The organism is Bradyrhizobium sp. th-b2, from assembly GCF_000426785.1.
Lineage (GTDB): Bacteria > Pseudomonadota > Alphaproteobacteria > Rhizobiales > Xanthobacteraceae > Bradyrhizobium > Bradyrhizobium septentrionale.
The window spans coordinates 253,337-265,108 of sequence record NZ_AUGA01000003.1 but is presented as its reverse complement, the minus strand read 5'-3'; the positions used below and the strand labels follow the sequence as shown (position 1 = coordinate 265,108).

10 protein-coding genes and 1 pseudogene are annotated in these 11,772 nt (G+C 64.6%); 4 read left to right on the top strand and 7 right to left on the bottom strand.

All coding sequences use genetic code 11. From position 1 onward, the window contains the following. Nucleotides 1-31: 31 nt before the first annotated feature. The 6 genes and pseudogenes from K359_RS0106470 to K359_RS51295 all read right to left on the bottom strand — a co-directional run bounded on the left by K359_RS0106470 (nucleotide 32) and on the right by K359_RS51295 (nucleotide 6,801). Nucleotides 32-337: a BA14K family protein gene (locus K359_RS0106470; protein WP_029078608.1), complete on the bottom strand. Its 306-nt coding sequence runs from the start codon at nucleotides 335-337 to the stop codon at nucleotides 32-34. A 190-nt stretch (nucleotides 338-527) separates the two neighbouring features. After that, nucleotides 528-1,025, bottom strand: a complete 498-nt coding sequence (locus K359_RS0106465; protein ID WP_051346042.1) for a c-type cytochrome — start codon at nucleotides 1,023-1,025, stop codon at nucleotides 528-530. A gap of 34 nt (nucleotides 1,026-1,059) precedes the next feature. After that, nucleotides 1,060-2,337: a sulfite dehydrogenase gene (gene soxC / locus K359_RS0106460; protein ID WP_029078606.1), complete on the bottom strand. Its 1,278-nt coding sequence runs from the start codon at nucleotides 2,335-2,337 to the stop codon at nucleotides 1,060-1,062. An 82-nt stretch (nucleotides 2,338-2,419) separates the two neighbouring features. Next, nucleotides 2,420-3,627 (bottom strand): annotated as a pseudogene (locus K359_RS51300) (cytochrome P450). Between the two features lie 130 nt (nucleotides 3,628-3,757). Next, a complete protein-coding gene (locus K359_RS0106450; RefSeq protein ID WP_029078605.1) occupies nucleotides 3,758-4,714 on the bottom strand; it encodes a catechol 2,3-dioxygenase in 957 nt (318 codons plus the stop codon). A gap of 194 nt (nucleotides 4,715-4,908) precedes the next feature. Then, the gene (locus tag K359_RS51295) at nucleotides 4,909-6,801 is read right to left on the bottom strand and encodes an EAL domain-containing protein (protein ID WP_051346025.1); all 1,893 of its coding nucleotides are present in this window, start codon (nucleotides 6,799-6,801) and stop codon (nucleotides 4,909-4,911) included. Between the two features lie 397 nt (nucleotides 6,802-7,198). On the opposite strand from K359_RS51295, the gene K359_RS0106440 reads away from it, so the two are divergent. The 3 genes from K359_RS0106440 to K359_RS0106430 all read left to right on the top strand — a co-directional run bounded on the left by K359_RS0106440 (nucleotide 7,199) and on the right by K359_RS0106430 (nucleotide 10,167). Then, nucleotides 7,199-8,971, top strand: a complete 1,773-nt coding sequence (locus tag K359_RS0106440; protein WP_029078604.1) for an ATP-binding protein — start codon at nucleotides 7,199-7,201, stop codon at nucleotides 8,969-8,971. Between the two features lie 96 nt (nucleotides 8,972-9,067). Beyond that, the gene (locus K359_RS0106435; RefSeq protein ID WP_029078603.1) at nucleotides 9,068-9,646 is read left to right on the top strand and encodes a peroxidase-related enzyme; all 579 of its coding nucleotides are present in this window, start codon (nucleotides 9,068-9,070) and stop codon (nucleotides 9,644-9,646) included. An 8-nt stretch (nucleotides 9,647-9,654) separates the two neighbouring features. Beyond that, the gene (locus K359_RS0106430) at nucleotides 9,655-10,167 is read left to right on the top strand and encodes an MgtC/SapB family protein (protein WP_029078602.1); all 513 of its coding nucleotides are present in this window, start codon (nucleotides 9,655-9,657) and stop codon (nucleotides 10,165-10,167) included. On the opposite strand, the gene K359_RS0106425 is transcribed toward K359_RS0106430, so the two are convergent. Beyond that, nucleotides 10,128-10,754 carry a ParB-like protein gene (locus tag K359_RS0106425; RefSeq protein ID WP_029078601.1) on the bottom strand — a complete coding sequence of 209 codons (627 nt, stop codon included), beginning with the start codon at nucleotides 10,752-10,754 and terminating at the stop codon, nucleotides 10,128-10,130. The genes K359_RS0106430 and K359_RS0106425 overlap by 40 nt on opposite strands. An 87-nt stretch (nucleotides 10,755-10,841) precedes the next feature. On the opposite strand from K359_RS0106425, the gene K359_RS0106420 reads away from it, so the two are divergent. Beyond that, nucleotides 10,842-11,723 (top strand): ion channel, encoded by an 882-nt coding sequence (locus K359_RS0106420; protein ID WP_029078600.1) that lies wholly within the window; start codon nucleotides 10,842-10,844, stop codon nucleotides 11,721-11,723. Nucleotides 11,724-11,772: the final 49 nt, after the last annotated feature.

Sequence of the window (11,772 nt, the reverse complement as noted above, 5' to 3'; positions counted from 1 at the left end):
GCCAAGAACTACGGCCAAGCGGTGCGGGGCCTTATTGGCAGGGATGGCGGCGGCCGTCGCGGCCAAGGAAGGTGCCGGACGCAGGATCGAACGAATGGTAGCGAGCGCAGGAGGAGGACGGTGCCGCCAGTATCGCCCCATAGGCGTTGGCCGGGTTGCCGCCCTGTTGCGCGGCCAGCTGGGCCTCGCCCCACGGCGTCAGGGCGCCGCCATTGATCGCGCTACGCCCCGGATTCTGCGCGTCGAAAAGTGCCGGCTCCGACATCTGAGCCAAGACCGGCGTGAACGTCATTCCCACCAGCAGCACAGCGGCTGCAACGGCCTTGAGTCCGGCCATAGGATCTCTCCGATGCATCGATTGAAAATAGTCCAATAGACTGTTCAGGGGCAGCAGCGCCGTCCCTGTGCCCGCAATCGATGTGGTGACGACCACCGTCCGGACACAGGGACCAGCAAGTCACAATGCCGCGAGGCAGCCGTCTGCGTGGCACGCCAACCGCGGTTCGCGAGGGACGTCCGCCCGCCCTTCAGCGATTATGCACGTCAGGCCGCGGGTCGGAGACGAACCCGTCGCGGTTCGGCATCTTGACGGCGGCGAGCGATTTCGCGTCGAGCACGGCGTTGGTGGGGACGACGCCGTTGAGGCTGAGGATGTAGGCGGACACCGCGTAGACGTCCTCATTGCTCAGCGACTGCGGCGCGCTCTGCGGCATCGCGCGGCGGATGTAGTCGAACAAGGTCGAGGCATAGGGCCAATAGCTACCGACGGTGCGGATCGGCTTGGGGCTCGCCAGCGTGCCCTGCCCCCCGACCAGGCGATCGCCAACGCCGCCCTGCCCGCTGTCGCCATGGCAGGCCGCGCATTGCTCGCTGAACACGATGCGGCCGCGCTCGACGCTGCCGCTGCCCGGCGGCAACGCCGCGCCGTCGCGGCCGATATCGATGTTCCAGCCGGCGATCTCCGCCGGCGTCGCCGCCCGGCCTATGCCGTAGCGCTCCTCGGCATGCGCGGCGATGCCGAACATCGCGATCGCGCTCACCCAAGCGGCGACCTTTACATTACGCCTGGCCATTGCTCACCTCGCCATTTGCAGCGATGCGCCAGGGCCAGATCGCGTTGTTGTGGTAGAAGGAGTTGAGACCACGCACCGCTACCAATTCGGCCAGCGTCGGCTGCACGTAGCCGGTCTCGTCGATGGCGCGGCTCTGGATCACGGCGGGGCTGCCGTCCCAGTGCCAGGGCAGCCGGAAGCGCGTGAGCGCGCGCGTCAGCACCGGCTCCTGGAGTTCCGCCTGCTGCCAACTCTTGCCCTCGTCGAGTGAGACCTCCACGCTTTTGATCTTGCCGTGCCCGCTCCAGGCAAGCCCGGTGATCTCGTGAAAGCCTTGCGTGGTCAGCTTCTGGCCGCCGGACGGCCGCGTGATGATCGATTTGGCTTCCATATAGAAGGTGAATTCGCGCGACGTGCCGTCCGGCATCGGGTCGGTGTATTTCGAGGTCTCCTCGCGCGAATAGGCCGGCTCGGCGACCACCTTGAGCCGGCGCAGCCACTTCACATTCATGTTGCCCTCGAAGCCAGGCAGCAACAGCCGCAACGGATAGCCCTGCTGCGGACGCAGCCGCTCGCCGTTCTGGCTGTAGACCAGCATGGCATCGTCGAGGCATTTCTCGATCGGGATCGAGCGCGTCAATGCGGCGGCGTCGGCGCCTTCCGCCACGATCCATTTGGCGCCGGCCTGCAGGCCGGCTTCGTCGAGCACCGTCTTAAGCGGCACGCCGGTCCATTCCGCGCAGCTCACGAGGCCAACGAGGTCGGAGGCCGTCTTGCCGTAGGGCTTGGTGTAGACCGGATTGCCGGAGCATTCGATGAAGTGGATGCGCGACTGCGACGGAAAGCGGCGGATGTCCTCCATCGTGAACAGCAGCGGGCGATCGACCATGCCGTGCAGCATCAGCCGGTGCTCGGCCGGATCGATCGTCGGCACGCCGCCATGGTGGCGTTCGTAGAACAGACCGTTCGGCGTGATGATGCCGTCGAGCTCCTGCAACGGCGTGCGGCCCGAGGCGGAGATATATTGCGGCAATGTCTTCGAGATGTTCTTGACGACGCCCTTCTCGTGAACCGACGGCGTGCCATAGGGCTGGCTTCCCATTGGATCGCCGGGCGCTTTCATCCATTCCGGCACATTGGGCGGAAGATTATTCCCCTGATCGGCGAGCGCGGTAGAACCGGCAACTGCCGCCATCGCGGAGCCACCGGCCAGTGCTGCACCCGCCTGAAGGAATTGCCTGCGAGACGCCTCTCGCACGCGCTTGTCCGTCGTGTGTTCGCTCATCGACGTTTTCCTCTGACGTTACGAGGTGCAGCCTAGCACCAAACGGCCGAGGCGAGGCAAGGCTGCAATGCGCAGTGCTGCATCAACTACCAGCGACGACCGGCAATTTGTCGATCGAGCGGATGCCGGGACGTCCACGCCAGCGGACCTGCTCCGGTCGGACCGCAAGCTGCAGGCGCGGCCAGCGCGTGAACAGCGCCTGCAGTGCACAAGTCGTCTCGATTCGCGCAAGCTGATGGCCGAGGCAGAAATGGATTCCGGTCCCGAACGAAACATGCCGGTTCGGCTTGCGCTCAAGGTCCATTCGATCAGGATGGACGTGCGCGCAGGAATCGACATTGGCGGCTGCGATCATAGCCATCACACGCTCGCCCTTCTTGAGATGGACACCACCCAGCTCGACGTCGCGCCTGACATAGCGTGGCTTGGTGAACTGCACCGCCGATACGAAGCGAAGCAATTCCTCGACCGCGAGGCCGACGCGACTCCAGTCCGCCGCGAGCCAGTCCCGTCGCGCGGGATCCTTGAGCAATTCGAAGACCGATCCGCCGATCAGATGGGTCGTGGTCTCCGAGCCCGCGCCGAGCAGCAGGAACACCATCGAAACCATTTCGTCCGGTGTGATGCGACCGCCTTCCTTCTCAACCTGCACCAGTTCCGCCATCAACCCGTCGCCGCCCCGCTCCCGGACGAGCTGCAATTGCTGCGCGAGGTATTTCCGCATCTTCGACAGCGAACCCATCATGCGCAGGAAGCTGATCGGTCCCCTGAGCTGCGTCATCGCATTGGCCCAGGCGATGAATTTTGGCCGGTCGGCGGGCGGCAGGCCGAGCAGTTCGCAGATCACCGATACCGGCAGGACACGCGCAAGCGCTGGATCAGGTCGGCCGGGCTTCCGGCTGCGAACAATTCATCTGCCAGACGATCGGCGATGCTGCGGATGTGGGGCTCCATCTCGAGCACGGCACGGCGTCGGAAGGCTTCGTCCACAATACTGCGCAGCCGCGTATGATCGGGCTCGTCCATCGTCAGCATGTTGTTGGCGACGATCGCGATCGACTTCGGCATCCACCAGCGCAAGCCGGCGACCTCGCCGTTTTCCTTGCGGAGCGTGAAGGTCGTGCTGTCCTTCAGCACTGCGGAAGCCGTGTCGTAGGTGGTCGTCAGCCAGACCCGACCGACGATCGGAAACTTGACCTCGACGACCTGCCCACGGGCACGCAGCGCGGCGATGCCGGCGGCAGGATCTCGATTGAATGTTTCGCTGGAAAAATCTGGTTGCGATGCCATTGCATCACCTCATGCGGTGTCGCCCCCGGGGCCGCCGGAACATGGTGTGGCACGCTCTGCGTGCAACGCCGTCCGAGGCAGCCTTGGCTTCAAATTGCCGAGACCGCACCCCGATACCGAGATCGTCGGCTCAGCTCGCGACCGGCGGCGTGCCGTGGGTGTGGAACGACTCGATCGTCTTCAACCCCCACGCCTGCCCCTTCTTGCGCTCCTCCTCGGTCCACACGATCGGCTTCCAGTCCGGCGCGAGGATCAGGCGCGCTCCGGCGTTGGCAACCTCGACGCGGTTGCCGCCGGGTTCATAGACATAGAGGAAGAAGGTCTGCTGGATCGCGTGCTTGTGCGGCCCGGTCTCGATATGCACGCCGTGCTCGAGGAAGATGTCGGCGGCGCGCAGGATCTCCTCGCGGCTGTCGAGCGCGTAGGTGACATGGTGGAAGCGTCTCATCTTGCCGTAATGGTCGCGCGTGTAGGCGAAGTCGTAGCTCTTGTTCGACATCGCCATCCACATCGCCGCTTCGGTGCCGTCGTTGAGCACGATCTGCTCGGTGGTGCGGCAGCCCAGGTAGTTCTCGAAGAACAGGCGATTGGCCTTGATGTCGACCGCAAGACAATTGAGATGGTCGAGCCGGCGGACATTGACGCCACGCGCCGGAAAGCGCTGCGCCTGGTTCTTCAACGCGGGCTTCAGCTCGGCCGGCGCCTCGTACCACTCGGTCTCGTAATAGAGCTCGATGACGTGGCCGTCGGGATCGCGGCAGCGGAATGCCGGTCCCTGCCCCATGTCGCCATCGATCCAGCCGATATCGAAGCCCGAGCCTTTCAGCGCGGCGACGCGGCGCTCCAGCGCCTGCGGACTGCGGGTCCGCAGCGCCATGTGCTCCATCCCCGAATTGTTCGACGCGGTGAGCTTCAGCGAATAGCGCTCATAATCGTCCCACCCGCGCAGATAGACCGACTCGCCGTTGCGGCCGCTGACCGTCATGCCCATCACGTCGACGAAGAATTTCAGGCTCTCGTCCGGCTTCGGCGTCAGCAGCTCCATGTGCCCGAGATGAGCGAGATCGAAGATCGGTTCCGGCTGCATGGGGCGGTCTCCTTCCGCGACGGCCGGATCGACGTCTTTTCGCTCGGGCGGGCGGCGGCGCGTCGATTTGTACTAGTGTACAAAGGATTAGGTCTCGTCAACAAATTATTCAGCGTGCGTATCGACGAGATGGCCGGCGCCCGCGCTGCAGTCTGCGGCCGGAATCACAGAGTGAAAGCGATCGAGGCCGGCGGTCAGGCGACCGAAACGGCCTTCTCGCGATGCGACGACAGCAGCTTGCGGACGTCAGCGGCCGGCACCGGCCGGCTGAACAGATAGCCCTGCATCTCGGTGCAGCCGAGGATGCGCAGCATGTTGCGCTGCTGCTCGGTCTCGACGCCCTCCGCGGTCGTGGTCATGTCGCTGGCGGTGGCAATGTTCACGACGGCCTGGACGATCGTGGACGACGCGCCGGCCCCGGCGAGATCCTTGATGAACGCCCGATCGATCTTGATCTTGTCGAAGGGGAAGCGCTGCAGGTAGCTCAGCGACGAATAACCGGTGCCGAAATCGTCGAGCGCGATGCGGACGCCGAGCTCGCGCAGCTGATGCAGGATATCGAGCGCGGCCTCGTCGTCGCGGATCAGCACGGCCTCGGTGATTTCGAGTTCGAGCCGCGAGGGCGCGAGCCCGGACGCCGCCAGCGCGGCGGCGACGTTCAGCGCCAGCGTCTGGCTCTTGAACTGGATCGGAGACACGTTGACCGCGACGTGGATATGTTCCGGCCAGTTCACCGCTTCCCGGCACGCGGTGTTGAGCACCCAGCGGCCAATGTCGTTGATCAGACCGGTATCCTCGGCGACCGGGATGAAATCCGCCGGCGAGATCATGCCGCGTTCGGGATGACGCCAGCGCAGCAGCGCCTCGCAGCAGCTGACCCGGCTGTCCTCGAGATGAAGCAGCGGCTGATAATGCAGTTCGAAGCTGCCGTCGGCGATCGCCTGGCGTAGCTCGAGCTCAAGACTGCGCCGCGCCTTGGCGCGCGCATCCATGCCGGTCTCGAAGAACCGGTAGGTGCGGCGGCCGTCGCTCTTCGCGCCATAGAGCGCGAGGTCGGCGTTGCGCAGCAATTGATCGAGGTCGAGGCCATCGGCGGGCGCGACCGCGATGCCGATGCTTGCGTCGGTGGTGATCAGATGCCCGCTGCAGTCGACCGGCTGGCGGATCGCCTGATAGATCGCGGCCAGCAGCTGCATCGTCTGGGTCTGGTCGCGGATGGCGGTCTGGATCACGGCAAACTCGTCGCCGCCGAGCCGCGCTGCGACATCGCCCTCCGCGAGACAGGAGCGCAGGCGATCGGCGATCGCCCTGAGCAGTTCGTCGCCGATCTGATGGCCGAGCGCGTCGTTGACGCTCTTGAATTCGTCGACGTCGATGTACATGACCGCGAGCTGCTCGTCGGGCCGGAGCGCTTTCAGCGCCCGCTCCAGGCGCTCGCGGAACAGCACACGGTTCGGCAGATCGGTCAGCGCATCATAATGCGCCATGTAGGCGATCCTGTTCTCGGTGCGCGTGCGCTCCGTGACATCCTCGATGGTCGCGACCCAGCCGCCTCCGGGCAGCGGCTTGTTGACGATCTCGATCGCGCGCCCGCCCGGCGCGCGCGTGAGCTGACGCGTGGCCCGGCCAAGCTTCACGTTGCCGATGATGGCATCGCAGAAATCCTCGACGTCGCCATCGAACGAGCCGGTCTCCTGACGGTGCGCGATCAGCCGCTGCATGGTGCAGCCCGGCTTCGCGATATCGGGCGAGAGCCCGAACATCTCGATATAGGGGCGGTTGCAGATGATGATGCGCGCCGACGCATCGTACAGCACGAGCCCCTGCGGAATGTTGTTCACGGCGGTCGTGAGATTGCGCCGTTCGGCGGCGAGCCGGTCGTCCGAGATCTGGTGCCGCTTCAGCAACAGGAAGACGATCACGGCCATGATCGCAAATGCCGCCATCAAGAGGCCTTCGCGCTCGCTCCACTGCGCGGTCGCGCTTCCGAGCAGGCTGCCCACGAGCATGCCGGCACAGAACGCCAGCCCCTTGGTCGAGCCGTCGTCGGCATTTCCTGATTTTGCATTGCGGTGTTCGATGCGCACGCTGATCTCTCCCCGAGCGCGGCATCGTTACGCGGCACAAATGGAAAGGACGTTACAAGTCGCAGTTAGCAATCGGTTACACGATACCATGACACGGCGCGCGGCAAATCGCGCCGCAGTCTCCGTAAACCTACCGAGCCGCCGCTCACTCCTCGGAGATGGTGAATGCGGCGTTAACGGCAAAACCGCGAAACAATCGCGGCTGTGCCGGAAAGCGACGATTTCGCCGCCGGGGCGCGCGACAGGGCGCGATCTCACGACACGACAGAAACAAATCGTCACCGCGAACGTGTAGATTTAGCCGATACGCAACCCCGGCGACTTAACGGTTTTTCCAGCCCCGGGCTGGCATATTGATCCGGACATTTAGATTTCGAGAACGAGCCAGGCGAGAACTGTGACATCCTTCGGACGTGTGATCTCTGTGCGCGGCTCGCAGGCCCGGGTTGGGCTCTTGGCCGGCGGACAGATGCAACTTTCAGAAATGCGCGCAACTGTCGGCCGGTTCGTCAGCATCCGCTGCGCGAGCTCGATCATCGTCGCCATGATCACCGAAGTGTCGTGCGAGCACCTGCCGCCGTCCGACCAGTACATGGCGACCGCTTCCGTCGACCTGCTCGGCGAAATCCTTGGCGGCGACCGCCCGAAATTCCAGCGCGGCGTCACCCATTATCCGACCATCGGCGACAGCACCGACCTGATCACGAACCAGGAGCTGCGCACGGTCTATGCGCCGAGCGGCTCGGACCAGATCAATGTCGGCACGCTGCAGCAGGATCGTTCGGTCATCGCCTATGTCGACGTCGAGGAAATGCTCTCCAAGCACTTCGCGGTGCTCGGCTCGACCGGCGTCGGCAAGTCCACCGGCGTCTCGCTGCTGCTCAACGAGATCCTGAAATCGCGGCCGAACCTGCGCATCTTCCTGCTCGACGTGCACAATGAATACGGCCGCTGCTTCGGCGAGCGCGCCCAGGTGCTCAACCCGCGAAACCTCAAGCTGCCGTTCTGGCTGTTCAACTTCGAGGAGATCGTCGACGTGCTGTTCGGCGGCCGCCCCGGCGTGCCCGAAGAGCTCGACATCCTCGCCGAAGTGATTCCGATGGCGAAGGGCCTTTACACCCAGTACCAGAACTCCGACCGGGTCGGTCTCGGGCTGAAGCGCGTCGACCCCAAGCAGGTCGGCTACACCGTCGATACGCCGGTGCCGTATCGCCTCGTCGACCTGATCTCGCTGATCGACGAGCGCATGGGCAAGCTGGAGAACCGCTCCTCGCGCATCATCTATCACAAGCTGATCTCGCGCATCGACGCAGTGCGCAACGATCCGCGCTACGCCTTCATGTTCGACAATGCCAACGTCGGCGGCGACACCATGGCCGAAGTGATCAGCCATCTGTTCCGCCTGCCCGCCAACGGCAAGCCGATGACCATCATGCAGCTCGCGGGCTTCCCCGCCGAGGTCGTCGATTCCGTGGTGTCGGTGTTGTGCCGCATGGCGTTCGATTTCGGGCTGTGGAGCGACGGCGTCTCGCCGATGCTGTTCGTCTGCGAGGAAGCGCACCGCTACGCCTCCGCCGACCGCAATATCGGCTTCGGGCCGACCCGCAAGGCGGTGTCGCGCATCGCCAAGGAAGGCCGCAAATATGGCGTCTATCTCGGCCTGATCACCCAGCGTCCGGCCGAGCTAGACGCGACCATCATCTCCCAGTGCAACACGCTGTTCACGATGCGCCTTGCAAACGACCGCGACCAGGCGCTGCTGCGCTCCGCGGTCTCGGACGCGGCCGCCAATTTGCTGTCGTTCGTGCCCTCGCTCGGCACCCGCGAAGTGCTGGCGTTCGGCGAAGGCGTGGCGTTGCCGACCCGGCTGCGCTTCAAGGAGGTGCCACCGCACCAGCTGCCGCGCGGCGAGGCCACCATAGCAACCGTGCCATCGGTCACCGCCGGGCATGATTTGCATTTCGTCAGCGCCGTGCTGGAACGCTGGCGCGGCGCCACCTCGCATCGCGATACCGCGCCGAACGACCCCGGCCTCAACTCCAGCCTCACCTCCAACCTCAACTCGCCCGCGCCGCCGCGCACGATGGCGCCGGCCGAGGCGCCAATGCTGCAGCCATCGCTGGGCCTCGATCCGGATCGCTTCTCACTGCTGAAGAAGCCGCTGCGCTAGCGGGATCGCGCAAGGCGCCGATGCGCCTTGCGCCGGACCCGTCATCCACTATGGTTTCGCCTGACGCCGCAGCCTGCGGCATGCCGGAACCATCTCATGACGCCGCCGACCGCAAAGCGCTTCCCGACACCCGCTCTCGACAAGCTCCCCGAGGATATCCGCACCCGCATCCTGGCGGTGCAGGAGAAGTCCGGCTTCGTGCCGAACGTGTTCCTCACTTTGGCCTATCGCCCCGACGAGTTTCGTGCGTTCTTTGCCTATCACGACGCGCTGATGGAAAAGGACTCCGGCCTCTCCAAGGCCGAGCGCGAGATGATCGTGGTGGCGACCAGCGCCACCAACCAGTGCCAGTATTGCGTGATCGCCCACGGCGCGATCCTGCGCATCCGCGCCAAGAATCCCGAGATCGCCGACCAGATCGCGGTCAACTACCGCAAGGCCGACATCACGCCGCGGCAGCGCGCGATGCTCGACTTCGCCATGAAGGTGAGCCGCACGGCCGAGGAGGTCGCGGAGACCGACTTCGCGGCGCTCGCCGCCCACGGCTTCAGCGACGACGACGTCTGGGACATCGCCGCGGTTGCGGCCTTCTTCGCGCTGTCGAACCGGCTCGCAAACGTCACCGGCATGCGGCCGAACGCCGAATTCTACATGCTCGGCCGGCAGCCGAAATAGAGGGCGCGGTGACGGACTGGAGCGAGATCATCCTGCGCCTCGGCGTTGCGACCCTTGCCGGCAGCGCGATCGGGCTCGACCGCGACCTGCGCGGCAAGCCGATCGGCCTGAAGACGCTGGGTCTCGTCAGCCTCTCGACCGCCACGGTCGTGCTGCTGGCCTTGCAAGCCGCCGCGCCCGGCCAGTTCACCGATGCGGTGAGCCGCGTGATCCAGGGCGTGCTCACGGGAATCGGATTTCTCGGCGCCGGCGTCATCGTGCGGCAGGGCGACCGCTTTCAGGTCCGCGGCCTGACCAGCGCCGCATGCGCGTTCTTCGCCGCATGCATCGGGATCGTCTGCGGCGCCGGACATTGGCCGATCGTCGCAACCGCGCTCGTGCTGGCATTCCTGCTGCTTACCTTCGGCAAGCGGACCGAGCGCTGGCTGCACCACGCGCTCGGCGGCAAGGAGGACCAGCACAAGCCGGAGGCCGCGCCCGGTCAGTCGTCGGACGCCGGGCCGCACCAGCCGGGCAGATAGACCGCTCCCCCGCTGCGGCCGAGCGCCAGCCCCTTCTCCAGCGCCTTGGCGAAATTGTTCTCCACCGTCTTGCGCGGGATGTGGCGGCGCAGAAAATCGGCCCAGAGGAATTCGCTGAACGGCGTCGTGTCCTTGGCGAAACCGCCGGCCCGGCGCATCTCGCCGGCAAGGCTGCGGAACGGATCGTCCTTGAGATCCTTGATCGATCTCGGAATGTCCCTGAAGTGCCGGCGCTCGCCCTTGGAGTCGTAAGGATAGACCCAGCGCTTGTTGTCCATCACGCCCCAGAACACGTCACGCTCGACCATCGTGAGATCGCCGATCACGGTGACCAGGATGTCCTTGACGCCCTCCTCGTGCAGCGCCCGCGCCATGTGATGGTGATCGACCACGTAATAGCGATCGTCGGGACCATGGACGACCGGGATCATGTGCTTGCCCAGAAGCTCGGCACGCTTCTTGTCGGACTTGTGCTCGCGCCAGCGCTTCCGTTTCTCCTCTACCTCATGCATGCCGACCGTCATCTGGGTCGGTCGCAGCGACATGATCGGGACCGGTTTGACGTAGGGCTCGCGCGTATGGGCCATGATGCATGCTCCCGTTTGACCGGCACTCCGGAATAGGTTCCATTATGTCATGATGTCGCAGACAGGTGAAACAGCCGGTTCGGCGGGATGGCTTTGAGAGCAAACGATCGCGTGAAGGCCCGCACGGTCCGCCTCGGCAACCGCGAGGTCGTGACCGAGGGGTTGGAGCTCAGTTTCTGGGCAGACATAAGCCATCGCTGCATGACGGCATCCTGGCCCGCCTTTATCGGCGGTGCAGCATTGGTGTTCGTCGTATTCAACGCCGTGTTCGCCTTGTTCTATTGGCTCGGCGATCATCCGATCGCCAACGTGCCCAACGGCCAATACATCGACTACCTCTATTTCAGCATCGAAACACTTTCGACCGCCGGTTACGGCGACATGCACCCGCAGACGCATTACGGGCACTTCATCGCCACCATCGAACTCTTCACCGGCATCTTCTCGATGTCGCTGATGACCGGGCTGATCTTCGCCCGCTTCTCGCGGCCGAGCGCGCGGCTGCTGTTCGCCGACAGTCCGGTGATCTCAAACCATGAGGGACAGCTGACGCTGATGATCCGTCTCGCCAACGAGCGGCACAACATCATCGCCAATGCCACCGCGCGGCTGTGGCTGTTCAAGAGCGGCGTCAGCAAGGAAGGCATGGCCTATCGCCGGTTCTACGAGCTGCTACTGGTGCGCAGCGAAAGCCCGGCGCTGGCGCTGAGCTGGACCGTGTTTCATGTGATCGACCAGGACAGCCCGCTCCACGGCCTCGGCGCCGCGGACCTGGAAGCCGTCAATGCCGGGCTCGGCCTCATCGTATCCGGCTATGACGTCGTTGCAGCGCAAACTGTGCATGCGCGAAAATCGTACGAACATTCCGACATCCGCTTCGGCCATCGCTATGCGGAAATTTTGCGCGCGACCGACGACGGCCGTCTCAGGATCGATTACAGTCGGTTCCACGAGACGATCGAAGGATGAATACCACCTCTGCGCGCACCAAGATTTTAGATGTGAAGCGCGGCGAACA

Bases quoted from the DNA above. Each gene is read 5' to 3' on its own strand.
- K359_RS0106470 (WP_029078608.1), bottom strand. From the start codon at position 337: ATGGCCGGACTCAAGGCCGTTGCAGCCGCTGTGCTGCTGGTGGGAATG.
- K359_RS0106465 (WP_051346042.1), bottom strand. From the start codon at position 1,025: ATGTTCGGCATCGCCGCGCATGCCGAGGAGCGCTACGGCATAGGCCGG.
- soxC (WP_029078606.1), bottom strand. From the start codon at position 2,337: ATGAGCGAACACACGACGGACAAGCGCGTGCGAGAGGCGTCTCGCAGG.
- K359_RS0106450 (WP_029078605.1), bottom strand. From the start codon at position 4,714: ATGCAGCCGGAACCGATCTTCGATCTCGCTCATCTCGGGCACATGGAG.
- K359_RS0106435 (WP_029078603.1), top strand. From the start codon at position 9,068: ATGACGCCGCCGACCGCAAAGCGCTTCCCGACACCCGCTCTCGACAAG.
- K359_RS0106425 (WP_029078601.1), bottom strand. From the start codon at position 10,754: ATGGCCCATACGCGCGAGCCCTACGTCAAACCGGTCCCGATCATGTCG.
- K359_RS0106420 (WP_029078600.1), top strand. From the start codon at position 10,842: ATGGCTTTGAGAGCAAACGATCGCGTGAAGGCCCGCACGGTCCGCCTC.